The organism is Staphylococcus epidermidis, from assembly GCF_006742205.1.
GTDB classification, from domain to species: domain Bacteria; phylum Bacillota; class Bacilli; order Staphylococcales; family Staphylococcaceae; genus Staphylococcus; species Staphylococcus epidermidis.
The window spans coordinates 1,066,772-1,093,525 of sequence record NZ_AP019721.1 but is presented as its reverse complement, the minus strand read 5'-3'; the positions used below and the strand labels follow the sequence as shown (position 1 = coordinate 1,093,525).

Annotated in this window: 22 protein-coding genes; 3 read left to right on the top strand and 19 right to left on the bottom strand. The window is 31.7% G+C overall.

The features are described from left to right. The first annotated feature begins 205 nt into the window (after window positions 1–205). Window positions 206–1,444 (top strand): S1C family serine protease, encoded by a 1,239-nt coding sequence (locus FNL83_RS05475; protein WP_002456457.1) that lies wholly within the window; start codon window positions 206–208, stop codon window positions 1,442–1,444. A 190-nt stretch (window positions 1,445–1,634) separates the two neighbouring features. Here FNL83_RS05475 and tyrS read toward each other — a convergent pair whose 3' ends face one another. Beyond that, entirely contained in the window at window positions 1,635–2,900 is a 1,266-nt protein-coding gene (gene tyrS, locus FNL83_RS05470; RefSeq protein WP_001830858.1) for a tyrosine--tRNA ligase, read from the bottom strand. A 403-nt stretch (window positions 2,901–3,303) separates the two neighbouring features. Here tyrS and FNL83_RS05465 point away from each other — a divergent pair, with 403 nt between their 5' ends. Further along, window positions 3,304–4,209, top strand: coding sequence for a transglycosylase domain-containing protein (locus FNL83_RS05465; RefSeq protein WP_001830902.1), 906 nt, complete (start codon window positions 3,304–3,306; stop codon window positions 4,207–4,209). A gap of 89 nt (window positions 4,210–4,298) precedes the next feature. Here FNL83_RS05465 and FNL83_RS05460 read toward each other — a convergent pair whose 3' ends face one another. The 11 genes from FNL83_RS05460 to FNL83_RS05410 all read right to left on the bottom strand — a co-directional run bounded on the left by FNL83_RS05460 (window position 4,299) and on the right by FNL83_RS05410 (window position 18,901). After that, complete coding sequence (locus tag FNL83_RS05460) at window positions 4,299–5,966, bottom strand: formate--tetrahydrofolate ligase (protein WP_002440219.1); 1,668 nt, start codon at window positions 5,964–5,966, stop codon at window positions 4,299–4,301. A 419-nt stretch (window positions 5,967–6,385) separates the two neighbouring features. Next, the gene (gene ccpA, locus FNL83_RS05455; RefSeq protein ID WP_001830844.1) at window positions 6,386–7,375 is read right to left on the bottom strand and encodes a catabolite control protein A; all 990 of its coding nucleotides are present in this window, start codon (window positions 7,373–7,375) and stop codon (window positions 6,386–6,388) included. Window positions 7,376–7,630: 255 nt separating this feature from the next. Continuing rightward, window positions 7,631–8,722, bottom strand: coding sequence for a bifunctional 3-deoxy-7-phosphoheptulonate synthase/chorismate mutase (locus FNL83_RS05450; protein WP_054828581.1), 1,092 nt, complete (start codon window positions 8,720–8,722; stop codon window positions 7,631–7,633). 434 nt (window positions 8,723–9,156) lie between these two features. Further along, window positions 9,157–10,380, bottom strand: coding sequence for a YtxH domain-containing protein (locus FNL83_RS05445; protein WP_001832675.1), 1,224 nt, complete (start codon window positions 10,378–10,380; stop codon window positions 9,157–9,159). A gap of 77 nt (window positions 10,381–10,457) precedes the next feature. Further along, complete coding sequence (locus tag FNL83_RS05440) at window positions 10,458–10,949, bottom strand: DUF948 domain-containing protein (protein ID WP_001830868.1); 492 nt, start codon at window positions 10,947–10,949, stop codon at window positions 10,458–10,460. Between the two features lie 74 nt (window positions 10,950–11,023). After that, window positions 11,024–12,337 (bottom strand): UDP-N-acetylmuramate--L-alanine ligase, encoded by a 1,314-nt coding sequence (gene murC, locus FNL83_RS05435; protein ID WP_002484970.1) that lies wholly within the window; start codon window positions 12,335–12,337, stop codon window positions 11,024–11,026. 20 nt (window positions 12,338–12,357) lie between these two features. Next, window positions 12,358–15,867 carry a DNA translocase FtsK gene (locus FNL83_RS05430; RefSeq protein ID WP_002456455.1) on the bottom strand — a complete coding sequence of 1,170 codons (3,510 nt, stop codon included), beginning with the start codon at window positions 15,865–15,867 and terminating at the stop codon, window positions 12,358–12,360. Between the two features lie 20 nt (window positions 15,868–15,887). After that, window positions 15,888–16,484, bottom strand: a complete 597-nt coding sequence (gene ytpR / locus FNL83_RS05425; protein ID WP_001830779.1) for a YtpR family tRNA-binding protein — start codon at window positions 16,482–16,484, stop codon at window positions 15,888–15,890. 22 nt (window positions 16,485–16,506) lie between these two features. Beyond that, window positions 16,507–17,361, bottom strand: coding sequence for a DUF1444 domain-containing protein (locus FNL83_RS05420; protein WP_001832670.1), 855 nt, complete (start codon window positions 17,359–17,361; stop codon window positions 16,507–16,509). A gap of 137 nt (window positions 17,362–17,498) precedes the next feature. Then, entirely contained in the window at window positions 17,499–17,810 is a 312-nt protein-coding gene (locus tag FNL83_RS05415; protein WP_001830792.1) for a thioredoxin family protein, read from the bottom strand. 5 nt (window positions 17,811–17,815) lie between these two features. Beyond that, window positions 17,816–18,901, bottom strand: coding sequence for a M42 family metallopeptidase (locus tag FNL83_RS05410; RefSeq protein ID WP_002456454.1), 1,086 nt, complete (start codon window positions 18,899–18,901; stop codon window positions 17,816–17,818). An 84-nt stretch (window positions 18,902–18,985) separates the two neighbouring features. Here FNL83_RS05410 and FNL83_RS05405 point away from each other — a divergent pair, with 84 nt between their 5' ends. After that, complete coding sequence (locus tag FNL83_RS05405; protein ID WP_001830778.1) at window positions 18,986–19,300, top strand: PepSY domain-containing protein; 315 nt, start codon at window positions 18,986–18,988, stop codon at window positions 19,298–19,300. Between the two features lie 161 nt (window positions 19,301–19,461). Here the strand turns inward: FNL83_RS05405 and trmB are convergent, their stop codons facing one another. The 7 genes from trmB to FNL83_RS05370 all read right to left on the bottom strand — a co-directional run bounded on the left by trmB (window position 19,462) and on the right by FNL83_RS05370 (window position 26,666). Further along, window positions 19,462–20,109: a tRNA (guanosine(46)-N7)-methyltransferase TrmB gene (gene trmB, locus FNL83_RS05400; protein ID WP_002493957.1), complete on the bottom strand. Its 648-nt coding sequence runs from the start codon at window positions 20,107–20,109 to the stop codon at window positions 19,462–19,464. 13 nt (window positions 20,110–20,122) lie between these two features. Continuing rightward, on the bottom strand, window positions 20,123–20,914 hold the full coding sequence (locus FNL83_RS05395; RefSeq protein ID WP_001830846.1) for a phosphotransferase family protein: 792 nt from the start codon (window positions 20,912–20,914) through the stop codon (window positions 20,123–20,125). Window positions 20,915–21,300: 386 nt separating this feature from the next. Then, a complete protein-coding gene (dat, locus tag FNL83_RS05390; protein WP_001830829.1) occupies window positions 21,301–22,149 on the bottom strand; it encodes a D-amino-acid transaminase in 849 nt (282 codons plus the stop codon). 3 nt (window positions 22,150–22,152) lie between these two features. After that, window positions 22,153–23,562 carry a dipeptidase PepV gene (gene pepV, locus FNL83_RS05385; protein WP_001830828.1) on the bottom strand — a complete coding sequence of 470 codons (1,410 nt, stop codon included), beginning with the start codon at window positions 23,560–23,562 and terminating at the stop codon, window positions 22,153–22,155. Between the two features lie 307 nt (window positions 23,563–23,869). Beyond that, window positions 23,870–24,298 carry a YtxH domain-containing protein gene (locus FNL83_RS05380; RefSeq protein WP_002456453.1) on the bottom strand — a complete coding sequence of 143 codons (429 nt, stop codon included), beginning with the start codon at window positions 24,296–24,298 and terminating at the stop codon, window positions 23,870–23,872. Between the two features lie 17 nt (window positions 24,299–24,315). Then, the gene (locus FNL83_RS05375; protein WP_001830817.1) at window positions 24,316–25,008 is read right to left on the bottom strand and encodes a pseudouridine synthase; all 693 of its coding nucleotides are present in this window, start codon (window positions 25,006–25,008) and stop codon (window positions 24,316–24,318) included. Next, window positions 25,005–26,666 (bottom strand): putative polysaccharide biosynthesis protein, encoded by a 1,662-nt coding sequence (locus FNL83_RS05370; protein ID WP_001830740.1) that lies wholly within the window; start codon window positions 26,664–26,666, stop codon window positions 25,005–25,007. The genes FNL83_RS05375 and FNL83_RS05370 overlap by 4 nt, the downstream gene beginning before the upstream one ends. Between the last annotated feature and the right edge of the window lie 88 nt (window positions 26,667–26,754).

Sequence of the window (26,754 nt, the reverse complement as noted above, 5' to 3'; positions counted from 1 at the left end):
TTCTTTAGTCATTAGATAACTATAGCACTGAAATACATATCAATATAACAACAAAATTATTTGTATCAAGCAATGATTCTTCTATATCTTAAAGGCAACAATATCATTTATGATAATACTCCTAAAGTCGTATAGTTGATTGCTAGCAAATTTTATACAAACGATACATAATAGTAATACAGACTACAAATTATGGAGGTAACAAATGTCAGAACAAGAAAAGAATCAACACCACTATCGTAATTCTTCACAGAAGCGACACACTTTTCCATGGATTAAAACAATTATTGTTGCAATAATCGCTGGAATTATTGGAGCACTTCTCGTCTTAGGTATTGGTAAACTCCTAAATAAAAATGGTTTTAACAATGAAAGTGCTACTGTTCATCAAGTTTCAAATAGTCATGGTGGCAATCAGTTAGATGGTAAAAGTAATCAATACAAATCAGTACATGACATGATTAAAGACGTTTCTCCCGCAATTGTCGGCGTGATAAACATGCAAAAATCTACAAACCTTGATGATTTATTCAACGGTAAGGCATCTAAATCAAAAGAAGCGGGAATTGGTTCCGGTGTGATTTATCAAATAAGTGAAGGTTCCGCATATATCGTTACAAATAATCACGTTGTTGATGGTGCTTCGGAAATTAAAGTTCAACTACATAATTCAAAACAAGTAGATGCCAAATTAATAGGTAAAGACGCCCTAACAGATATTGCTGTTCTAAAAATAAAAGATACAAAAGGAATAAAAGCAATTCAATTTGCTAATTCGTCAAAAGTTCAAACAGGAGATAGTGTTTTTGCAATGGGTAATCCTCTAGGATTAGAATTTGCAAATTCTGTTACATCAGGAATTATTTCAGCTAGCGAACGTACAATTGACGCCAATACTTCTGCTGGTAATACTAAAGTTAATGTTTTACAGACAGACGCTGCAATAAATCCCGGTAATTCGGGTGGTGCATTAGTGGATATTAACGGAAATCTCGTTGGTATCAATTCCATGAAAATTGCGGCAGCACAAGTAGAAGGTATAGGTTTTGCTATACCTAGTAATGAAGTTAGAGTGACCATCGAACAACTCGTTAAACATGGTAAAATCGAACGCCCTTCAATCGGTATAGGTCTTATAAATTTAAGTGATATTCCTGAAAACTATCGTAAAGAACTACATACTCATAAAGACAAAGGCGTTTATGTAGCTAAAGTAGACAGTGAAAATGCCATTAAAAAGGGTGATATTATTACTGGAATAGATGGTAAACAAATAAAAGATGATACAGATTTAAGAACTTATTTATACGAGAGCAAAAAACCAGGTGAAACGGTTACTCTAAAAGTTATCAGAGATGGTAAGACACAAGACATTAATGTAAAATTAAAAAAACAAGCATCTGCATCTGAATCATCTCAATCACAAAGTCAATTTGCTCAATAAAAAATTTTCATATTACGTTTATTGATTTTAATATATTATAGTTGATCGATTTTAAGTAAAAACTCTGAGTATACTTCATAGTAAGAGATACTCAGAGTTTTACTTTTATAGTTATTCCTTTTTAAATAAATCTTTTAATTTTTATAATATATAGAAAACATTGTGAAATGATTCAATCAAATTTTTTCATTTATGATTGGTAATTAACCATGAAATATTTTTTCTTTCCTCGTCGAATTATTGTAATTTCATCTTCAATAAGGTCTTTACTACTTAACTCATAATCGACTGATTGTTGACGTTCACCATTAATATATATTGCACCGTTGTTTACATCTTCACGTGCTTGGCGTTTAGATGAAGCAATACCTGTTTCAATAAGTGCTTCAACTATATTTGTCGTTTTTGTAGATAGCGTTACTTGAGGTACGTCTTTAAACCCTTCTTTAAGTTCTTTAGCAGATAATGATTTTAAATCTCCACTAAACAGTGCTTTTGAAATACGTATAGCGTCTTTTAAAGCTGCTTCACCATGAATAAATTTCGTAACATTTTCCGCTAGTGCTTTCTGTGCTTCACGTAAGTGAGGCGCTTCATTTTTTGATTGTTCTAATCGATTAATTTCTTCTTTTTCTAAAAAAGTAAAATATTTTAAGAATTTAATTACATCTTCGTCAGATTGATTAATCCAAAATTGATAAAATTCATATGGACTTGTCTTTTCAGGATCTAACCACACAGCTCCAGACTCTGATTTACCAAATTTCTTCCCATCTGATTTAGTTACTAATGGGATTGTTAGGCCATATGCCTCAGTTTGTCCATACATTCGTCGCATTAATTCAATACCACTTGTAATATTACCCCATTGATCAGATCCGCCTACTTGAATTTTACAATTTAACTCACGATTTAAATAGCCAAAATCAATAGCTTGTAAAATAGTATAAGTAAATTCTGTATAAGAGATACCATGTTCTAAACGTGTTTGAATAGAATCTTTTCCTAGCATATAGTTAACGCCAACATGTTTACCATAATCTCTAAGAAAACTAATCAACGAAATTTGACCAAGCCAATCTTTATTATTAACTAATTTTGCCCCTTTATCACTGCCAAATTCAAATAATCGATGCATTTGATTAGACAGGCCTTTGACGTTAGCTTCAACTTGTGATTCTGTTTGTAACACGCGCTCTTCAGACTTTCCAGAAGGATCTCCTATCATACCAGTACCTCCACCAATTAAGACGATAGGACGATGCCCATGTTCTTGGAAGCGTCTTAATGTTAAAAAAGGTAACAAGTGACCAATATGTAAACTATCAGCTGTAGGATCTGCGCCGCAATATAAAGTGACCTGTTCCTTATTTAATAATTCTTCGATACCCTCTTCATCTGTTTGTTGATAAATTAACCCTCTCCATTTTAAATCTTCTATTAAAGCATTAGCCATTGATAAAATCCTCCTAAATTATTTTATAAATTTAAAAAAGTTAAAGATATTTAATAAATATAGTGATATAAGTGATTTATTCAAACATATTAAAAAGCGCCCCTACAAAATGTAAGGGCGCTTGTGCACGGTACCACCATACTTAGATAGAGTTCGTTACTCATAAATATCTCTATTAATGATACGCTCATTAATAAAACGTTGAATAATAAAAATAGCAAGGTGTATTCACCAATAAGAAACTACTAGTTCACAGCCACCACTAGTTCTCTTTAAGCTTTCTCAAAAGTTACTTGTCCTTTATATTCAAAACATATTGAATTGAATATTATTATAGTTAACATTATTTTAAAAGTCAACTTTCAAGATATGGTATACTATATCTAACTTTAGGAGGTATCTAATGCATTTCAACAAGTATCAAATACTAACTACAGATAAATATACTAAATTTGAACATTTATATAAGAAGGTCAAACATATATGTGTCGTAATTTTTTTGGTGGTTTTTTTGATTGGTTTTATTATACTGTTGTCATTAGTATTATACTTCCAACAACTAACTAAAGATGCTTCGTCAATAAGTGATCGAGAGTTGAAAGCAAAAATCCTTCATATACCTGGCGATGAGCTAATAAATCATAATAATCAAATTTTAGAAGAATATGATCATTCACAAAATACACTCATAGTTGGACCGAACCATGTAAATTCAAATATTATACATGCACTTACAGCCTCTGAAGATACATTATTTTATAAACATAACGGTATTATGCCTAAAGCACTTTTAAGGGCGATGCTTCAAGATATCACAAATTCAAACCAATCTTCTGGTGGTAGTACTATCACGCAACAATTAGTAAAAAATCAAGTGCTCTCAAATAAAAAAACTTATAGTCGTAAAGCAAATGAAATTATCTTGGCTACACGGGTCGAAAATTTATTATCAAAAGATGAAATCATATATACGTATTTAAATATCGTCCCATTTGGTCATGACTACAACGGTGCCAATATAACTGGTATATCGTCTGCTTCATATAGTCTGTTTGGTATACCTGCAAAAGATTTGAATATTGCACAATCAGCTTATCTCATTGGCTTACTGCAAAGTCCATACGGCTATACGCCTTATGACGAACACGGCAAAGTAAAGCCTTACCATCTTTTAAAATTGAGCATGAAACGTCAACAATACGTACTTAAACGTATGCGTGTTGAAGGAAAAATTTCTAAACAACAATACGAAAACGCTAAAAAATACAATATTAAACAGCACTTGCTGAAACAATCGAAAGACGAATAAAAATCAGATATATTTATCGAAATTTTTGAAATGAAAAGAGAGCGAGCAATATTTATTAATAACACTGTCTCACTCTCTTTTTTATTTTCTTAGAAAAGACCTATTGCTTTCCCATCATCAGTAACATCCATATTTAGTGCAGCTGGTTTCTTCGGTAAACCAGGCATAGTCATTATAGCACCAGTTAATGCAACGATGAATCCAGCGCCTGTTTTGGCTTCAAGTTCTCTAATTGTTATTTCAAAATCATTCGGGGCACCTAACAATGTCTGATCATCACTAAATGAATATTGAGTTTTAGCCATACAAATCGGATATTCATCCCAGCCATTCTCTTTAAATTGCTTTAATTGTTTTTGTGCTTTACTACTGAAATTTACTTTTGAACCTCCATAAATTTCTTTAACAATCGTTTCAATTTTAGCTTCGAGTGGTTGTTTTAACTCATATAAATGCTTAAAGTTTTGAGGTTCCTGCATTACATCGAACACTTGGTTAGCAAGTTCAATTCCACCTTCTCCACCTTTTTCCCATACTTCTGTTAAAGCAATACGCACTTGATTATCTTTAGCCCATTGTTTCACACACGCTGTTTCAGAAGGTGTGTCATGAATAAATGCATTTAAAGCTACTATTGGTTCGACACCGTATTTTTTAATATTATTCACATGTCTTTCAAGATTAACAAGTCCCGCTTCAACAGCCTCTATGTTCTCATGTTGAAGTTGGTCTTTTGCAACACCACCGTGCATTTTCAAAGCACGAATCGTTGCTACAACAACAACTGCTGATGGATCGAAACCTGCTTCACGAGCTTTAATGTTCATAAACTTCTCGGCACCTAAATCAGAACCAAATCCTGCTTCTGTAACAACAATATCAGATAAGTTTCTAGCAGTTTCAGTTGCTAATATAGAGTTACAACCATGAGCAATATTGGCAAAAGGGCCTCCGTGAACAAGAGCTGGAGTTCCCTCAATTGTTTGAACTAAATTTGGTTTAATCGCATCTTTAAGTATTAAAGTTAATGCACCTTCTACTTTCAAATCAGAAACTGTTATAGGTTTATGATGACGTGTATAACCAATGGTAATTCGACTTATTTTTTCTTTTAAATCTTTGATATTTCGGCTTAGACATAAAATAGCCATTATCTCTGACGCAACTGTTATATTAAAACCATCTTCTCTAGGTACTCCGTGAGTTGTACCACCTAATCCTACGTTAACATGACGTAACGCACGATCATTCATATCTAAAACACGTTTCCATTCAATTCTTCGTTGATCAATTCCCAATTCATTTCCTTGATGTAGGTGGTTGTCGATAAATGCGGAAAGTGCATTGTTTGCAGTAGTAATTGCATGAAAATCACCATTAAAATGTAAATTAATATCTTCCATAGGAAGTACTTGAGCATAACCACCACCTGTTGCGCCTCCTTTAATACCAAAAGTTGGTCCTAAGGCAGGTTCTCGTAATGCAACAGTAACATTATGATTCAACTTGTTAAATGCATCTGCTAAACCTACAGTTACTGTGGATTTTCCTTCACCAGCTGGTGTTGGGCTCATAGCAGTTACTAATACGACTTTCCCTTTTTTCTCCTGTTCTTGTATCTGATTAATATCTATTTTAGCTTTATAGTGGCCGTATGGTTCTAAAGCATCCTCAGTAATCCCTACTTTTCTTGCAATTTCACTTATTGGTTTAAGTTTTGATAAGTTTGCTATTTCTAAATCTGATAATTGTGCCAAAATATTCAGCCCCTTGATTTTATATAATTAACGAGTTATATGAATCATGATAACCGACTTACATTTAAATGTCGAATATTTTAATATATTTAGTGCTAAAAGTTCGTTATTTTAGAAATAATCATGCTATTCGTATTCTGGATACATAAGAAATTTTTCACAAAAGTTACACGTATAACAATACTTGTAATTCATTGATATGAAAATAATCGTATTTACCCATAAAATTACTAAATATTTAATTGTACTAACAAGAACAGTTATAAAGTTATTCCTTAGTAATGTGTGTTAAAGTGAATTTAAATAGAAAAATTGATTGATTCAGATACAATGAGTGAATATGAAAAACACTCTATAATGAAAATATTTATTTCACTATAGAGCATTAATATAGATATCTTATATGTCACTAATTATTATTACTGAGTTGTCCCACGGTATTCTATTCTATGAGGCAATATGACATTAGGATTTTCAATTTCTTCATCGTTCATGTATTTAGTCAGTAATCTCATTCCAACAGCACCAATATCATACAATGGTTGAATAACACTAGATAACTGTGGTCTCACCATTTCTACTAAACGTGTATTGTTAAAACTAATAATCTGTAAGTCTTCAGGTACTTTCACTCCAGCATCTTGTGCACTATGCAATATACCTATTGCTTGCTCATCACTAATACAAAGAACAGCATCTGGTAAATTCGATTGCAATTGTTCAAATGTTTTTATACCTGATTTGTAACTTTCATTGCCAGTTAAATGTAATGTATCGTCTAATTTTAGTTGATGCTGACTTAAAACATTTTTAAGGCCCTCTAAAACATCATCTTGTGCCTTTATAGAGTATTCTCCACCTATTAAAGAAAATGTTTTAGCACCCTTCTCTATAAGATATTGTGTTGCTTCTTCGGCTGCTTGTTTAAAATCAATATTTACAGATGCAATATGATCATCCTTACCATCCGTTCCAGAAACTACGACTGGTACAGATGATTGATTAATAAGACTTTTAATTTCTTCAGAAATAGTTCCACCTAAGAAAATAATACCATCGACTTGTTTACTTAATAAATTATTAAAAATTTCTTTTTCTTTTTCTGGATCATTATCTGAGTTTGAGATAATTGAGTGATATTTGTACATTGTTGCAATATCTTCTAAACCTCTTGCAAGTTGAGAATAATAAACATTTGAAATATCGGGAATTATAACTCCAACTGTCGTTGTACGTTTACTTGCAAGACCTCTTGCAACTGCGTTAGGTCGATAGTTTAACCTTTTAATGACTTCATTTACTTTATTACGTGTTTCTGGTTTAACATTTTGGTTTCCATTTACTACACGTGAAACAGTTGCCATTGATACCCTAGCCTCTCGGGCTACATCATAAATTGTAACTGTCATAATTTCCTCCTTGTAAACGTTTTATTTGTTATTATAACGTGTTTTCATATCATTTTCAAAGTTTATCATATTTGTATAGTTTGTGAAATCATTTTATGTTTTTGTCACAATTCTGTTAAAAACTCCGTTACATTTAATATTTTTTATGTGATTTTTTATTAATGGGTTGTTATAAATAAAATTTCCCATAGCTCAAAAGTATATTGAACTATGGGAAATTATCACTTATTTAATTGTATAACGATACATGATTTACTATTTCAGTTTCTTCGAATTGTACATATCAGCAAGTGGTTTTAATTCGTGATAAAATTGATTGAATTCATTAAGATCCATTTGTTGACCGGCATCACTTAACGCAACAGAAGGATCTGGATGAACTTCAGCCATAACTCCATCAGCACCAACGGCTAAAGCCGCTTTCGCTGTCGGTAACATAATATCTTTTCTACCTGTACTATGCGTTACATCAACCATAACAGGTAGATGTGTTCCTTGCTTTAAAATAGGTACAGCAGAGATATCTAATGTATTTCTAGTTGCTTTTTCGTATGTACGAATACCTCTCTCACATAAAATAATATTTCGGTTACCTTGTGAAGCAATATATTCTGCTGCATAGATAAATTCTTCTATCGTTGCTGATAAACCACGTTTCAATAAAATAGGTTTTTCTGTACGACCAGCTTCTTTGAGTAACTCAAAATTTTGCATATTTCTAGCACCAATTTGGAAAACATCCAAATAATCTGAAGCGATTTCGAAATCATTTGGGTTAACTATTTCACTTACTACATTTAAGTTATATTTATCTTTAACATTTTTCAAAATTTTGAGACCTTCTACTCCAAGACCTTGGAAATCATAAGGAGAAGTTCTCGGCTTAAACGCTCCGCCACGAATAAATTTCTCGCCTTTAGCCTGCAAATCTTGTGCTACAGCATCAACTTGTTCTTGTGATTCTACAGAACAAGGACCAAATACAAATGATTTATTACCATCACCAATGATTCCACCATTATCAAATTTAACGATCGTATCTTCAGGTTTCAATTTACGTGATACATAAAGATGTTTTTCATTTTCTGATTTTTGTAAATCTGTAGAGGCTTTAAAAATTTCTTTAAATAATTGCTTAATCACATTGTCGTTAAATGGACCTTTATTTTTATCTAATAGCTGATTAATCATTTCCTTTTCACGCTGAGGATCATATACTCGTGTACCTTGCTTAATTTTTTCTTCACCAATTTTCTGTGCTAATTCTCCTCGCTTCGATAGTAATTCTAATATTTGATCATTTAAGGAAACAATTTCTTCTCTATACTGTTCTAATTTATTAGTCATTTCTACTCACCTCTAAGATATAGTTCCGCATAAAGTATGTTACTTTAAAGCGATAAAATTAAAATTATTCAAATCTAATTTTAACAATTTCACATTTATAGTTCAAGCGTCAATTTACAGAAAATACTAAATCTTCTGTAAATTTATGTAAGTAATAATTTGTTAAATAATGATATTACAATATTATTTAAATGTTAAAAAAGATAGGAACGAACTGAATATAAATTCGTCGTCCTACCTCAAGATTTCAGATATTATTTAAATATCTAATTTTAAAGTGAAATAATCTCTTAAATTAATGACTTAAATTTAAAATTTAACATAATAATTACAATAGTTAGTAAATCGTGTTAAGTAGATAAAGAATATAACTTTTATAATGTTCAATACACTTCATTTTACTCTTTATCATTGTTAATATTTAAAACTCGAGATTAATCATTAAATGTTCGTTTTTCAATTTTGCTACTAGTTTTTTCTACTTTTTGTTGTTTATTACGTTTGTTTTGGTTAGGTGTATGTTGCTGTTTGCCTTTGGAATCCTCTTTAGTTGCTGTTATATTCTTAGTCTGATTCGAATTTTTTTGGCTGTGCGGATTATTTGAATGTTTTTTAGATTCAGTAATAAGTGTAGGGATACGCTTCAATTTTGTTTGAGCTTTAGCAATTGATGGTTCTTTTAACAACGCTTCTGTAAGTTGTGTTTCTTTAGAGCCATTTGTGAGCTTAGATCTTTTTTCTTTTGCTGCCTGTGCTAAGCGATAAGCAACTGAATTAGTATCTGATGCTTGAGATTGATTTAAATTAGTTACAAGATTTGGAACATCAGAGTTATTTGAAGCTTTTATAGCTTCTTCTTGCATTAGATTTTTCGTGTTACTAGCAACTTCATTATTATTATTTATTCTATCTTTTTTTGCTTTTGCCGCTGCAGCTAATTTTTCTGTTTCAGTTTCTGACTTACTTTTAGTATCTTCTCCACTTGCAGAAGGGTTTGCTAAATCATGATTGCGTGCTTCTTCTTTAACTGCCGTTTGAGCAATTGCAATTTCTTCAGCAGAAGGTTCTTTCTCACTATCTATGTGCGTCGTAGATGTTTTATTGTTTGAATCAACTTCACTTTTAGCTTCTTGAATTGCCTGCGCTTCCGGTGATTCATCCGCTAAGTCTGTTTCGTGTTGAATAGCATTTTGTTGAGCTGCTAATTCTGTTGCTGATGGTCTCACATCATCCACTTGTTTTGTTTCTTTTTTTGCTTCTTGAATTGCTTGCGCTTCCGGTGATTCATCCGCTAAGTCTGTTTCGCGTTGAATAGCAGCTTTTTGAGCTTGTAATTCATCTGCATGGATATTATCTTTGGAATCATATTTTAATTGCTCAACTTTAGATTTAACAGAAACCACTGTATCTTCCGCTCGTTGTCTATAGTTTTCAACTTTACTACGTAAATCTTGTTCTTTTTCTTTCAATTCATCCGTTTTTTTATATATTTTATTTTTATAGTACAATCCAACAGCAGAACCTACTATCGCACTTGCTATGAAACTAACTACAAAATCCTTACGCTTCAATGAGTTAGATTGTGAACGAGATGTGCGATGATACAATTCTTCGCTTGTATGGCTTTTCTCGAAATTATCACGATTATAATGTTCCATAAACTTTCCTCCTAAAACAAAAGCACTTAAATAAGTAAAAGCCTCATTTAAGTGCATTTGTCATTAAATAGTATTAATTATTTATTAACACGTGAATTGTAGCTATGATTTGCATCATCTGCTACAGTGTTTGTTTTGTAGTTTGCACTTCCTCTACGATTGTATCTGTTTTGCCATTTGTCAGCAATTTCCATTGCAACATTTGACCATTGTACAACTTGAGAAATTTTATCTTCATTTTGAGAAATATTGTGCGTAATTGAGTTTGTAACTCTATCTACAGATCCATTTAAGTTTTGTACTGAGTCTCCAATGCCCTTAACAGCATCAACTACAGAATTTAAACGATCAACTTTACCTTGAATATCTTCAGTTAAGCGATTCACTTTATGAAGTAAATCAGTCGTTTCACGAGTAATACCTTGAACTTGACCTTCAACACCATCTAGTGTTTTAGCCACATAGTCTAAATTCTTTTTAACAGAAATAAGTACCACGACGATACCGATACATAAAATTAAAAACGCTATCGCAGCGATGATTCCTGCAATTGGTAAAATCCAATCCATTAAAAACGCCTCCTAATTACCATAAAATAAAAGTCATTAATATTTAATACCCATGATGCTTTTATATAAACATATTAAAAATCATTTTTTACGCCTAATTTTTCGAAATAAGCTTTTAGTAACTTTTGAATGTCACCAGCGCCCATAAATAAAATTACAGCGTTATCAAATTTTTCTAATACATCAATACTATTTTCATCTATAAGCGTCGAGCCGTCAATACGATTGATTAAATCTTCTATAGTTAAATCTCCCGTATTTTCTCTTATTGAACCGAATATTTCACATAAAAATACTTGGTCTGCCTTACTTAAACTCTCAGCAAATTCGTTTAAAAATGCTTGAGTTCTTGAGAACGTATGTGGTTGAAAAACGGCAACAACATCTTTTTGCGGATATTTTTTTCGCGCTGTCTCAATTGTAGCACTAATTTCTCTTGGATGGTGTGCATAATCGTCTACTATTACTTGATTTGATACTTTTGTTTCATTAAAACGACGTTTTACACCACCAAATGTTATCAGTGCTTCTTTAATATTTTCTACATTCATGTCTTCTAAATAACTAATTGCTATTACAGCAAGTGCGTTTAGAATGTTGTGATTTCCATATTGTGGGGATAAGAATTGATCATAAAATTCGCCTTTAATATATACATCAAATTGCGTACCCTTTTCAGTAATTTGAATATTTTTAGCATAGATGTCATCTGTTTCTTTAAAGCCATAATAATAAACCGGAATATCCACATCTAATTTACGTAAATATTCATCATCGCCCCAAGCAATAATTCCTTTCTTAACATTTAATGCCATATGTTGGAATGCATCATAAACATCATCGATATTTTTAAAATAATCTGGATGGTCAAAATCAATATTAGTCATAATTGCATAATCTGGATGATAACTTAAGAAGTGCCTACGGTATTCACAAGCCTCAAAAGCAAAATAGTCACTTCCTGGTAGTCCCATACCTGTACCATCACCGATTAGGAATGATGTCTTTTTATCTCCATTCATCACATGTGACAACAAACCAGTTGTAGACGTTTTACCGTGTGCACCTGTAACAGCAACAGATGTATATTGATTTATAACATGACCAAGAAAGTCATGATATTTTATAATATCAAGCTTTAATTCATGTGCCCTAACAATTTCTTCATGATTATCAGGAAATGCATTACCTTGGATGACAACCATTTCTTTTGTAATATTATTTGCATCAAAAGGTAAAATTTTAATCCCTTTATTTCTTAATGCAACTTCTGTAAAAACGTATGATTCTATGTCTGAACCTTGTACTTCATGACCGAGGTCATGCATGATTTGTGCTAATGAACTCATGCCTGAGCCTTTAATTCCGACAAAATGATAGTGTGTCATTTCAATACTCCTTACTCATTTTATTCTTTACTTAAATCCGCTTCTGTAATATAAACATCCCTTGGTTTAGAACCATTAGCACCTGAAATATATCCTAATTGTTCTAGCTGATCGATAATCCTTGCCGCTCTGTTATAACCAATTTGGAAATGTCTTTGGATAAGAGAAGTAGAAATATGTCCCTCTTCAACCATAAACTCACATACATCATCAAATAAATCATCTTGTGCTTGAGTTTGTGTTTTCTTTAATAATTCTTTTTCTTCAAATAAATATTCAGGATCACGCTGTTGCTTAATAAAGTCAACAACTTCATCTATTTCGTCATCTGAAACAAATGTACCTTGAACACGTATAGGTTTATTCATACCGCTACCTAAATAAAGCATATCACCATAACCTAATAATCTTTCAGCGCCACCACTGTCTAAAATCGTTCTAGAATCAACACTCGATGAAACCATAAATGCAATTCTAGTAGGTATATTAGCTTTAATAAGACCAGTGATTACATTCACTGATGGTCGTTGTGTAGCAACTAACATATGGATACCACAAGCTCGAGCTTTTTGAGCTATACGTGCAATTGATTGTTCTACATCTTGTGGTGCCATCATCATAAGATCAGCTAACTCATCAATTACTATAACAATTTTAGGCATTCTTTGCTCATAAGGTGCTTTTTTATTGAAAGCAGTAATATTTCTGACATGATATTGAGCAAACAATTTATAACGTTTTTCCATTTCTTCAACAGCCCATTTTAAACTTTGTGTAGCTGCTTTTACATCTGTTATTACAGGTGATACGAGATGTGGTAAATCATTATAAGGTGCAAGTTCTACCATTTTCGGATCAATGAGTAATAAACGCAATTCTTCTGGATGATTTTTATAAAGTAAAGACATTAAGATACTATTGATACATACCGATTTACCTGACCCTGTAGCACCAGCGATAAGTGCATGAGGTGTTTTAGCGATATCCATCAATAAGGGTTCATTATTAATTCGATAACCCATTGCAACTGTAAGTTTGGACTCTGTATTTTTAAATTTAGGTGATTCAATAATTGACCTTAAATTCACTTTAGTAGGATTTTGATTTGGCACTTCAATACCTACTAAACTTGTACCTGGAATTGGTGCTTCAATTCTAATATCTTTAGCAGCTAAAGCCATTTTTATATCATCTTGTAATGCCGTGATTCTTGATACTTTGACACCTTTTTCAACAGATAATTCGAATCGAGTAACACTCGGTCCTTCTGTTACATTTTTCACTTCCGCAGGCACATTGAAATAATATAATGCGTCGTTTAATTCTTGCTTTTTATTATCTATCCAATCTTGATCTTTTTCATGTGGTTCTGGGGCTTCCAATAATTGATAACTCGGCAATTTAATATTCGGTCCTTTACGAATACGTTGAAAATTTTGATTTGATGTACTTGAATTTGAAGTTTGTGTATCAATATTTTTACTTTCATTTGTTGAATATTGTGACCGTTTTGAATGACTTATATTACTTTGATTGCCAGTTTCATTTGAATTGTTAATTTTAGCATGATTTGCGTTTTCAAAATGAAAATCATCTTGTAGCTTTTGTATTTGCTCATCCTGTTGTTTGGATGGTGTTTCATATACGTGCTCATCACTTGATGAATTCATATCATGCTCTATGCCATTAGATTCATAACTATTAGAATCGGTTTCTCTATTAGTATTGATTTGTTTAAATTCTTCAGATTTATTAGATTCGCTGTCTTTTCTATGATTTGCATTCGCTTGTTTTTCAGGTTTAAGCTCTGGAACACTTACTTTTTTGTGGTTTTGATCCATCATTCTCTTTTTATCTGATGGTGTCATTAAAACATTAAACGGTCTACTACCACCAAAACGTTGTTTTCTTGTTTGACCTGTATCAGAATTTGAAGATTTTAATGAATTTACATTTTTTAATTTTACATTCTTATCTTGTTCTAAATGATTGTTTGTATTAGATTCAATTTTCTCGTCACTAACTTTTGCACTTGTTGTTCCATCTAAGTGTGTAATTTCTGTATCATTTTTATCTTCATTTGATTTAGCTCTTTCAGTGTTATTATCTACACTTGCACTGATTGCATTATCATACATATTTGAAGTACTTGATTTTGAACTAATTATATCGTCTTGAGAGTTACTTTGGTTTTGTTGTCGGTTATCATCTAATTCGTGATATTCGGCATCTTCTACTTCCGCATCATCATTAGAATGATAATGATTTGATGATACTAAATCTTCATCATTTTTAGATTCAGTTTCTTCTTCATTAACTTTATATACATCTGATGTCGTATCTAAGTCAATTTCTTCGTAGTTAAATAAAGGTGTGTTATTTTGGGCTTCTTTATTGTCAATGTTGCTGCTATTTGATTGTTTCTCTAGACTATTAGATGACGAATCTTGATTACTTTCATTTTCTAAATCCAATGAACTTTCGCCTGTGTAATGTTGGGCTTGCTTAGCATACATTTCATCAATAGCTTTTTGAATTGAATCCTCTTCTGACTGTTGATTTTGTTGACGTTTTTGTTGTAAGGCTTTCTTAAAACGTCGTTTCTGTAGAACTTTACGTTCTCTTTCTCTTCTGATTTCTTCTACAATTTGTGAAGCATAGATATTTTCAATATTAATCGTATTATCTACTTTAGAGTAATTTGGTGTTTTACGCTTAGTAGTTTGATAATTTGACTTTTCAACATTATGCATATTTTCTGATGATGACTCAGTTTGAGCAGTTGTTTGTTGTTTTTTCTGTTGATTTTTTTCAATATTGTTATCGTTACTATTAGAAACATTTTTTGATGCATCTATTGATTTCGTTGAATGCGAGACTTCATCCTGTTGAACAATCTCTTTATCATTTAATTCCTTATGTTCTGGCGGTATGACACCATTCTCAATCGGTCTTCGTTTTTTTGTACCAAAAATCGCTGAGGGTACCTCGCTTGATTTAAAACTATGATTTAAATATGTAAATTCAGGAGATGTCGACGTATTCTTAGTGTTTGCTTTGTTTTTGATATTTTCAGATTGTATTGATTTACGTTGTTGTGAAGATTTCTTATTGTCGTTTTGATTAAAAACACTGTTATTATTTGTATAATTGTTATCTGCAAATTGCTTTTGTTGTGTAATCTTAGATTGATCGTGTTTTGAATACGCTTGGCGTCGGCGTCGATGTCTTTTACCAGAAGAATCAAATTCAGGATTATCATGCTGGTTATATGATCTCATTATATCGTTTGTTTCTTCTTGGTTATGTTCATTATAATTTTCATTTTTTTGCGTATATTCATTTTCAGAAACTTGTATTGGAAATCTAAATTTACCTCTTGGTCGACTATAAATATCATTATTTTGAGGCAGTAATGAGTCTTGATTATTTTGTTTTGATTGCTGAGACTGACGTCTATTTTTATTTTTGCGTAACAAATCGTCATTCGAACCGTTGTCATCGCCAAATAATTTATCAAACCAGCTCATAATTACACTACCTTTCTTAATTATTCAAAAAATGCCTGACCAATATCATAGTCATCGTTAAGTACCATAATTCCTTTTTCTTTAGGAGCATTAGGCAAATTTAATTCTTTCATTGAGCAAATCATACCACTAGAATCTACCCCACGTAATTGGGCATCTTTAATTACCATTCCGCTTGGCATAACGGCCCCAACTTTTGCAACAACGACCTTCTGACCAGATTCTACATTTGGAGCCCCACAAACAATTTGAAGTTTTTCAGTACCGACATTTACATTCAACACACTTAGTTTGTCTGCATTAGGGTGTTTTTCTTTAGTTTCTACGTAACCAACTACAAATTTAGGCGATACATCAGTATCAAGTTGATAATCAAAACCTGCTTCAGTAATCAGTTGTTGTAAATCTTTGATTAATTCAGTAGTTAGTTTAATATGTCCATTATCATTTATTGTCACATTATTAGACACATTAAATATATTATAACCTACTACCTCATTTTCTTTTTTGATTTCTACCACACCATGTTTTTGTTCATATTCAAAAGGACCAACTGAAGGTTCAATTTGAATAAATGCAACATCTCCAACACCTTTAGGATTGTAAAATAAGTTCATTTATAAAACTCCATTTCTATCATTAATCTTTTTTGAATTTTTTTCTGTTCGCTTCTAAACGTTGAATAACGTTAGGATCTCTTTTTTGTTTATTATTTTTCCCCAAAATAAATATTGGCTCTAGATGTCCGTTATCATAACCAAATGATAAAGAAGTAATCGGAACAAGTCCTTTAGTAAAGAATTCCATAGTCAAATGAGCCATAACATCATAACCTGTTTTATTTCTAATATCTGCAAGAATTAATACATCTTGATGTGGCACACCAACAAGCATTTCACCTTCACATTGGTGTTGAATATGATTTAAAAAAGAAGTATTTAAAATACGACTTGCATCATATCCATCATTTGTGTTGATGAAGTAAAAAATATTACCTTTAACTTCATCCGTACTATAGCGACACTCTAACTTACGAACATTAAATAGTGACATTTCTTTCACTTGTTGAGCAGTTAAATTTAACGTTTGTAACATATTTTCATCTATTAGCCGATAAGATTTCCCTAGATCAAGAGCGTAATATATATTAGTTTCAGCAGTATGTTCTGTTAACACAAATGCATGACCTTCCTTAGTTTCTTTGTCGAAACTTGTAGCTCTTATAACCGGCATAATTTGTATGTCCTCAACATTATTAATCACTTCATCACCCATCTGAGCGATTGCTTCCTCGACATAATAACAAATTTCATCTATAATTTTTTCTTTTTGTTCTTCATATTTTGCGACGATAGCGTTAAGTTTAATCGTTACACCTTTGTGATTGTCAATTCTTACAATACGTAACGTTTCTTCTTCTCTATCAAACTTGAATTCTACGTCTAAATGTTTTAAACGCGCTTTCAATTTATCTCTCATTTGGAAGACATTCATTATTAACACTCCCTATTTTCGCACCTTTTTACAGTTTACAATAAATAATGTTGAGTTAACAGAAAAAACTCAGATAATCACATTAATTTGTTATTATAAATTAATGTAGATTTGCTGAGTCATTTTCTGACTAATTATTAAATGTGTTGAGATAAAAATTGATCAATTTGATCAATTGATTTTCTCTCTTTACCTATATAGCTTCCTAAAAGTTGACCTTCTTTAAAGATAAGAAAACTAGGAATGCCTAAAATATCATTTTGAACACAAATATCTATAAATTGATCTCTATCTACAGACACAAATTGTAATTGACTGTATTTTTTCTCTAATTTAGGTAAATCCGGTTCAATTACTTTACAATCTGGACACCATCCAGCAGTGAATTCAAATACTGTATACCCTTTTTTTAATTCTTCAAATTGTTGTTCTGATTCAAGTTTAATCATAAATATCAAAATTCCTTTCCATATTGTAATTGTTGAATTTGTCCACTTGTTAAATGAATAATACTTTCTTTTAGCAAGTGACGTGCAGAAAAATAATCTCTAATATCAAAGACCGCATCAGTGCTATGAATATAACGCGCACATACTCCAATAACAGCTGTTGGTATACCTTCATTTTCTTTATGAATCTCCCCACCATCTGTACCACCTGGTGATATATAATATTGATATGCAATCTGATTTTCTTCTGCTAGCTTAAGGAGATAATCTCTAAATAATGGTTTAAGTATCATAGTACCATCTTTGATACGAATTAAAGTCCCCTCCCCTAACACACCAGAAAGTTGTTGTTTACCTTTGATATCATTTGCAGGGGAGCAATCGACAACGAATGCAATATCAGGATCAATTTGCTTTGCGGCAGCTTTAGCTCCTCTAAGTCCAACTTCTTCTTGTACATTGGCACCAACATATAAGTCAACATCTAGTTGAACGTCTTTTAATAATTCTAATATCTCAATAGCTAAGACACAACCATATCGATTGTCCCAGGCTTTCGCGCTGTATCTGTTTTTTGACAACTGAGTCATTATTGTGTGAGGAACTATTGTATCGCCCACCTCTACACCCCGATTGCGCACTTCTTCTGATGAAGAAGCACCAATATCTAGCATTAAATCTTTGATTTGAGGTATGCTTTCATTTCCTGTTCTAAAATGTTTAGGAATATTAGCAACTACACCTATGATTTCTTTACCGTATCTATTTTTTATTTTTAATCTTTGTCCTTGCCAAATATCATTAGCCACGCCACCTAAATTCGTAAATTGAATCATTCCATTATCATTAATATGAGTAATCATAAAACCTATTTCATCCATATGTGCTGCTATCATAACTCGAGGTGCGTTTTCTTTATTTGATTTTTTTATACCATAGAAACCACCCATCTTATTTTGAATAAACTTATCCACGTATGGTTCCATTTCACTTTTCATATAACTTCTCACTTCATCTTCAAAACCAGGTGCTCCATGAAGCTCTGTTAATATTTTAATTCGTTCCAATGTTTTTGAGTTATCAATAGTCATATAAAATCTCACTCCTTATGCTTAATTATATCATCTTCAATGTGGTAAACTAATGATATGAATTATGTAAGAGGAGAATTTGTGATGAAGTCAGTTAATTTTAAAAAAATAACTATATTGTTTTTTTCTACAGCTTTTTTAATATTAATCTTTTCTCTCATTTTTTTGACGAAGAAAAAACTGTATAACGCCGAATTATTACTAAATGAAGTCAAAACTTATTTTAGAGAAGTAAAAGGTTCCTATATTGTGCAAGAACCAATCGTTTTAGAAAATATAAATCATAATCAACCAATATACCAAGGTGGTATCACAGTATTAAAAAATGACCATCTTATTAATTATGAATTTTATGCAGATGCTGTGTCAGGACAAATCATTGATATAATTGAACTCTGAGGTAAAATTGATATTATATAATAATAATAAAAACCTATCACAATAACTTCGCCCCAAATGAATTTATATTTAAAATCATTTGGGGCTTTTTGTAAAAAAACAACTTTCATGATAATTTTAAACATAAAAGTTGATTTGATATAAATGATAAGTTACCTATTCTATTCGAAACATTTATGAAATTTAGCTTCCATTCGATAAATACGAGATCCCTTTTCAGAGAATTTCTTCTCATATTCTGTCACTATATTATCTTCATCATCTTCATCGTGTAAATTTAAATTCATTTTAGTAAAGTACATTCCAAATTGCGACATACTTTCTATACTAAATGCGAACAAACCACGATTATCAGTTTTAAAATGAATTTCACCGTCATCTTTAAGTATTTGTTTATATAATGCAAGGTATGTATGATACGTCAAACGTCTTTTTGCATGGCGCTTTTTAGGCCAAGGATCTGAAAAATTTAAGTAAATTCTAGATATTTCTTTATCTTTGAAATACTCATTAAGCTCAATAGCATCATTACAAATCATTTTTAAATTTTTAAGACCCATTTCTTTTGTTTTATCAAGAACTTTGTACATCACACTTTTTTCACGTTCCATTGATACAAAATTAATCTCTGGATATTGTGCTGCTAATGTTGTTATAAATTGTCCCATTCCTGAACCAATTTCAATATAAATCGGTTGTTCTTTTTCGAACCACTCAGACATTTTACCTGCGTGAGCACCATCCATGTCTACTAAATCAGGATGGTTCTTTAAATAATCTTCGGCCCACGGTTTGTAACGAACTCTCATCATTAATTACTCCTTATATAAATAAGTTACTATTCATTACTTCATTTAAAAATTTCAGCCATGTATTCATATCTCTATAGCGTTTTTGTTCTTCATACCATTGAATAAGACCTATTGCTTGAATAACTGTGTACCATTTCATACGTTTATTCAAATTGACACTTTCTTCAACGCCATAAGTTTTAAACCACTGAGACCATTTGTTTTGAGGAACGTAATTGTAAAGCAGCATACCAATGTCAATCGCTGGGTCTGCAATCATTGCACCTTCCCAATCCACAAGGTAAAGTTCATCCCGATCTGATAATAACCAGTTGTTATGATTAACATCTCCATGTACAACAGTAAAGAAACGTGCGTCTAAATTCGGTATATGATCTTCAAGGTAAGTTAAAGCTCTTCTCACAACATGATGTGTCAAAACTTCTCTTGAAAGTGATGCGTTAATTTTATTCAACATAATGTCAGGCGTAATAGGTTCCATCTCCATACGCTTTAGCATAGTTAATAAAGGTCTTGAACCGTGAATTTTATGTAGTAGTTCAGCGACTCTTGTTTGGTTCATTTCATCTTCATTTAATTCTCTGCCATTTTTCCAATGCTGAGCTGTTACTACTTCACCTGTTTCAATACGTTTCGTCCAAACAAGTTTAGGTACAATTCCTTCTGCAGATAGCGCAGCAATAAAAGGATTTGAATTTCGTTTTAAAAATAATTTTTGTCCATCTTGTTCAGCCATATATGCTTCACCAGAAGCTCCTCCTGCCGAATCAAGTGTCCACCCTAACTGATAAAACTGCTCCAACACGTTCACCTCACTTTCAACTAGAAAATGGCTCAAGAAATAGTTTTTCGTGAGCCATATATTCTAATTTTTACAAAGCGTTTGTTTTTTACGCTTTACATTTAATTTGTTAACAGTTTATGTGAGCTATTTAAGTCAATACTTAGTCCCATCTTAATCAGACTTATTTAATCCGTTCATAATTTATCACTCATAAAAGATTTTATAATTTTTAGGGTTACATTTCAACTAAAAATCAGAAACAAAAAGATACATTTTACTAGTCTAATGTCTCTTTGATTTCTAAATCGCTTTATTATAAATTATAACACATTATAAGATAAGATTTACGGTGAAATAAGACAATTATTTTAAATTTTCATCCTCAAACTATAAATTTAAAAATTTTAAATACTATGCGATTGAATATACTTTTCAAATCCTTGTTGTAATTGTCGTGTTATAGTACCAACTTGTCCGTCTTGAACATTTTCACCATCAATTTTTGTAATTGGCATAACTTCTGCAGAAGTACTAGAAATGATAACTTCATCAGCACTTTTAAGAAATTCTACTGTAAATGTTTCTTCTTTGAATGGTATTTGTTCATCCTCTGCTATCCATTTTATGACACGGCGAGTAATTCCGTTCAATATAAAATTATTAACTGGATGCGTGTATATCACTCCATCTTTAATTGCGTAAACATTACTAGATGCACCCTCAGTGACAATATCACCTCGGTGTTGTATAGCCTCTGCAGCATTATATTTAACAGCATATTCTTTAGCTAATACATTTCCTAATAAATTTAAACTTTTAATATCACAACGTAACCATCTAATGTCTTCAGTTGTAATGGCATAAACTCCTTGTTCTAATTCTTCATAAGGTCTATCATAACTTTTTGTAAACGCCATAATAACAGGTTTTACAGGTGGTGTAGGAAATGAATGATTTCGAGGAGCAGCACCACGAGTAGCTTGTATATAAATACCGCCATTCACCACATTATTTTCTTTTAATAATCGGCGTACTAATTCAATTAATTCCTCAATAGTATAATTTAAATCTAGTCCTATTTCTTCAGCACTTCTTAAAAATCTTTCAAAATGCTCTTTAACGGTAAACAATTTCCCATCATATGCCCGTATATATTCATAGATTCCGTCCCCAAACACGTAGCCTCGATCTTCATATGAAACCTTAGCATCCTCTTCATTAACAAATTCACCATTTATAAAAACTTTTGTCATAAATTAATCCTCCACACATAAAGCGTAAATAGCTTCTAAATAAATACTTGTTGCATTGATCAATTGCTTTTTAGTTATATACTCATTTTTTTGATGCATTAAATCTTCTGAATCTGCAAACATCGCACCAAATGCGACACCCTTATCTAAATTTCTCGCATATGTTCCTCCACCAATCGTATATGGTTCAGTCATATCACCTGTTTGATTTCTATATGCGTTTACAAGTGTTTTTACAAATGGATCATTTTTATCGACATAGTGTGGTTTTTGAACTTTGCCAAGTTCTAAATTAAAACCTAGTTCATTAATTTCACTTCTAAATCTATCGATTGCGTCTTCAAATTTAAATCCTTCGGGATATCTTAGATTAATACCATAACTGCCTGCTTTTTCTTTATCATAACTGATAACCCCGATATTAGTAGTGACATCTCCCATAATATCAGTATGGAACTTCATACCCATTTTTTCACCAAAGTGAGATTCAAATAAGTATCGCTCATTGAATTCTACGAAATCTTTTGCGCTTTTATTTAGATTAAGACTTGCTAAAAATTTAAGTAAAAACAATCCTGCATTAACACCTAAAGATGGATCCATGCCATGAACTGCTTTACCCTCAATTGTTAATATTAAAATACCACTGTCAACTGTACTTTCACCTTGTAGTTGATTTTGTTGTAAAAAGTTTTCAAAGTTTTGAATGACATCTGTCATATTTTCTTTGACGAGCACTTCTGCCTTAGCATAATCAGGAACCATATTGTATCTTTGACCAGATTCAAATTTTAATAACTCATAGTCAGGTTCATCTGTATCTTCTGTCACTTCATTTTGTACTAAATCAAAGGTTGTTATACCTTTTTCACCATGTATTGCTGGGAATTCTGCATCTGGAGCAAAACCTAAGGTAGGCATTTCTTCTGTTTTGAAATATCTGTCTGTACATTTCCAATCTGATTCTTCATCAGTTCCGATAATAATGTGTATACGTTTTTTCCAATCTACCTTCATCTCATTTAAAATTTTAACTGCATAATAGGCAGCAATGGTGGGTCCTTTATCATCCAGTGTCCCTCTGGCTATAATTGCATTGTCTGTCACTACTGGTTGGAATGGGTTTGAATCCCACCCATCGCCTGCGGGTACTACATCGACATGACATAAAATACCTAATACATCTTCTCCTTTACCAGCTTCAATTCTACCAGCTATATGATCAACGTCATGCGTTGAAAAACCATCTCTTTTACCTAAATTGTACATGTAATCAAGAGCTTCTCTCGGTCCTGGTCCCACAGGTGCATCAGCAGTGGCTTTAGAATCATCTCTGATGCTTTCTATAGATAATAAACCTTTAAGATCTTCAATCATTTGATTTTCGTACTCTAGAACCTTTTCTTTCCACATTCGAGATCAACTTCCTTTTTTTCTAAGTTATGTTCCATTTTACATGATGTTTAAAAGAAACTACAGTAAGATGTCAGAAAAATAACTTAATTTTTATTAATAAGTAGTGACTAAATGATTAACTTATATTTAAAAAATATATAAAAGCCTAGGTACAAATTAATGTCCTAGGCTTCTCTTATTCTTAACAATCGATGAACGGATTGAAAATAAACTAATAACACTTATGTTTAAAACGAATCTTTGTAATCACCGTGGAACAACGAATTGAATTCAAATTCTGTTCCACTAAATTTAAAATGTATAATTATTCTTTTTTATCTTGTAATGCATTTTTATTATTTTTTAAGTCATCTTCAGTAACAACTCTTAAATTGTTATTGACAGTTGCGCCGCCTTCAGCATCAAATTTTCCTTCTTCAATATCATCTTGTGTCTGATCATTTTTGCCAATAATTTTAGACTTTTCTTCTTCTAAAAATTCTTTAGGATTACTTTTGATACGTTCAACATAGTCTTTAGGGTTCTTCTTAACTTCTTGAATTGTTTCATTAGCTTTATTACCTATTTGAGTTGCTAAATCTTTAGCGCTAGATTTATATGATTCAGGATTTTCTTTATATTTATTATATTCTTGTTTAAGTTTATCTCGACTTTCTTTACGTGATAATGCTACAACAGTAATTGCACCACCAATGCCTAATGCAATTTTAAATAAATTAGTACTTTTTCCCATTTTACATCTCTCCTTTGTTAGTTCTTAAGATTATCAAAATCTATTTGTGTTAACAAACGGTAACTACCCAAATCTAAATTATGATCTAGTTCTAGTTGAGCAATCTTTATGCGTTTCAATTCTAATACCTCATTTTCGATACTATGAAACATTCTTTTAACTTGATGATATTTTCCTTCGTAAATAGTGACATGTGATACATAATTATCAACTTTCTTTAAAATTGCAGGCTTTAATTTTCCATCTGATAATTCTATTCCGGATTTAAATTTATCAATATCGAATTGAGTTATTGGGTGTTTTGAATAGACTTCATAAGTCTTTGAAACATGCTTATTGGGATTCATTACTTCATGATTAAACTGTCCATCATTTGTAACAAGGAGTAATCCTTCTGTATCTTTGTCCAAACGTCCGACCGGAAAAATATTTAAATGTGCATATTCAGGTATCAAATCAATAATAGTAGGATGCACCTCATCCTCTGTCGCTGAAATATAACCTTTTGGTTTGTTTAACATGATATACACTTTGTCGATATAACTAACTACTTCATCATTTACCATTATCTCATCAGAATTAGGATTAACATGAAGTTTAGGTAACTTAACTATATTTTGGTTGACTTTAACAGATCCTTTTTTGAGTAACTGTTTAACTTCTGATCGCGTTCCAACACCCATATTAGCTAGAAATTTATCTAATCTCATCGCAACATCTTCACTTTACGTCTTATTTTAGCGGGAATATCACCTAAAAATTCATCAGCTAATTTAGTCTTGATTGTAATACCACCATAAATGATTGCTCCCACAATGACACCAATTGCAACAATAATCAAGTAATTAAATCTAGTTGGTTCCAAGAATAATCTTAAAATGAAGAAAATCACCTCAACCCCAATCATCATGATGATTGAAATTAGAATAATCTTAGCTAAATGTATCCAACTGTAACTAAATTTAAAGTTTGCATATTTTTTAAGAATATAGAAATTGCAACAAATTGCAAATAATAAAGCTATTGCTGTACTTAATACAGCGCCAGGTGTGTGTAATAACATAATTAAAGGATAATTGAGAATCAGTTTAATTAAAACAGATCCTAAAATAACAAAAACTGTTAGTTTTTGTTTATCGATACCCTGTAACATTGATGCTGTAACACTTAATAATGAAATTAAAATTGCAACAGGAGCATAATAAAATAATAATCTACTTCCATCGAAATTTGGATCGTGACCGTGAACAACTGGATCAAAACCATAGAATACTGTGAACAAAGGTTGCGCTAATGCCATGATACCAATACTAGCTGGAACAGTAATGAACATTAAAACTCCAATCGAAGTTCTAATTTGTCGATGCATCTCTGCATATCTACCTTCTTCATAGGTTTTAGTTATAAATGGTATTAAACTGACAGCAAATCCAGCACTTAATGATGTTGGAATCATTACTATTTTGTTTGTAGACATGTTTAACATGTTAAAGAATATATCTTGCAAACCAGGTTTGACACCTACAAGGTTAAGCGCACCATTATGAGTAAACTGATCGACCAAATTAAATAGTGGAAAATTCAAACTTACTATGACAAACGGTATACTATAAGCAATAATTTCTTTATACATTTTCCCGTATGAAACATTTAGATTCGCTGTATCTGAGTCGACCATTTTTTTAATATTTTTTCTTCTTTTAATCCAGTAATACCATAATGTAAGTATTCCTGCGATTGCACCTATTGCAGCTGCAAACGTTGCAATACCATTTGCCTGAAGAACTGTACCTCCAAATACATTGAGCGTTAAATAACTACCTACTAAAATAAATACAATTCTTGCAATTTGCTCTGTAACTTCTGACACTGCAGTAGGTCCCATCGATTTGTATCCTTGAAATATTCCTCTCCAAGTTGCGAGAACTGGAATAAATATAACTACCATACTTATTATTCTAATAATCCAAGTGATATCAGCTACTGTCCATCCACTATTACCATGAGTATTACGTGATAAGGTTAGTTCAGCTATGTATGGTGCTAATAAATATAAAACTAGGAAACCTACAATTCCTGTAATACTCATGACTACAAAACTTGATTTATAAAACTTCTGACTGACCTTATATGCACCTAGTGCATTATATTTAGCAACATATTTTGACGCGGCAAGCGGAACACCAGCTGTTGCTATAGCTATAGCTATATTGTATGGTGCATAAGCATAAGTAAAAGGTGCCATGTTGGCTTGTCCACCTATTAAAGCAGTAAACGGAATAATAAATAAGACACCTAATACTTTTGTAATTAAAATACTTATTGTAATTAAAAAGGTTCCACGAACCATTTCTTTACTTTCACTCATAACCTATCTTCCTATCTTAATAATTATTAATGCTTGTCAGTTCTATTTTTACTGTTAAACTCATTATCTTGCATTACTTTAAAATATA

Excerpts from the sequence above, each read along its gene's own strand:
- FNL83_RS05475 (WP_002456457.1), top strand. The coding sequence starts at position 206 with ATGTCAGAACAAGAAAAGAATCAACACCACTATCGTAATTCTTCACAG.
- tyrS (WP_001830858.1), bottom strand. The coding sequence starts at position 2,900 with ATGGCTAATGCTTTAATAGAAGATTTAAAATGGAGAGGGTTAATTTAT.
- FNL83_RS05465 (WP_001830902.1), top strand. The coding sequence starts at position 3,304 with ATGCATTTCAACAAGTATCAAATACTAACTACAGATAAATATACTAAA.
- ccpA (WP_001830844.1), bottom strand. The coding sequence starts at position 7,375 with ATGACAGTTACAATTTATGATGTAGCCCGAGAGGCTAGGGTATCAATG.
- FNL83_RS05450 (WP_054828581.1), bottom strand. The coding sequence starts at position 8,722 with ATGACTAATAAATTAGAACAGTATAGAGAAGAAATTGTTTCCTTAAAT.
- FNL83_RS05445 (WP_001832675.1), bottom strand. The coding sequence starts at position 10,380 with ATGGAACATTATAATCGTGATAATTTCGAGAAAAGCCATACAAGCGAA.
- FNL83_RS05440 (WP_001830868.1), bottom strand. The coding sequence starts at position 10,949 with ATGGATTGGATTTTACCAATTGCAGGAATCATCGCTGCGATAGCGTTT.
- murC (WP_002484970.1), bottom strand. The coding sequence starts at position 12,337 with ATGACACACTATCATTTTGTCGGAATTAAAGGCTCAGGCATGAGTTCA.
- FNL83_RS05430 (WP_002456455.1), bottom strand. The coding sequence starts at position 15,867 with ATGAGCTGGTTTGATAAATTATTTGGCGATGACAACGGTTCGAATGAC.
- ytpR (WP_001830779.1), bottom strand. The coding sequence starts at position 16,484 with ATGAACTTATTTTACAATCCTAAAGGTGTTGGAGATGTTGCATTTATT.
- FNL83_RS05420 (WP_001832670.1), bottom strand. The coding sequence starts at position 17,361 with ATGAATGTCTTCCAAATGAGAGATAAATTGAAAGCGCGTTTAAAACAT.
- FNL83_RS05415 (WP_001830792.1), bottom strand. The coding sequence starts at position 17,810 with ATGATTAAACTTGAATCAGAACAACAATTTGAAGAATTAAAAAAAGGG.
- FNL83_RS05410 (WP_002456454.1), bottom strand. The coding sequence starts at position 18,901 with ATGACTATTGATAACTCAAAAACATTGGAACGAATTAAAATATTAACA.
- FNL83_RS05405 (WP_001830778.1), top strand. The coding sequence starts at position 18,986 with ATGAAGTCAGTTAATTTTAAAAAAATAACTATATTGTTTTTTTCTACA.
- trmB (WP_002493957.1), bottom strand. The coding sequence starts at position 20,109 with ATGAGAGTTCGTTACAAACCGTGGGCCGAAGATTATTTAAAGAACCAT.
- dat (WP_001830829.1), bottom strand. The coding sequence starts at position 22,149 with ATGACAAAAGTTTTTATAAATGGTGAATTTGTTAATGAAGAGGATGCT.
- pepV (WP_001830828.1), bottom strand. The coding sequence starts at position 23,562 with ATGTGGAAAGAAAAGGTTCTAGAGTACGAAAATCAAATGATTGAAGAT.
- FNL83_RS05380 (WP_002456453.1), bottom strand. The coding sequence starts at position 24,298 with ATGGGAAAAAGTACTAATTTATTTAAAATTGCATTAGGCATTGGTGGT.
- FNL83_RS05375 (WP_001830817.1), bottom strand. The coding sequence starts at position 25,008 with ATGAGATTAGATAAATTTCTAGCTAATATGGGTGTTGGAACGCGATCA.
- FNL83_RS05370 (WP_001830740.1), bottom strand. The coding sequence starts at position 26,666 with ATGAGTGAAAGTAAAGAAATGGTTCGTGGAACCTTTTTAATTACAATA.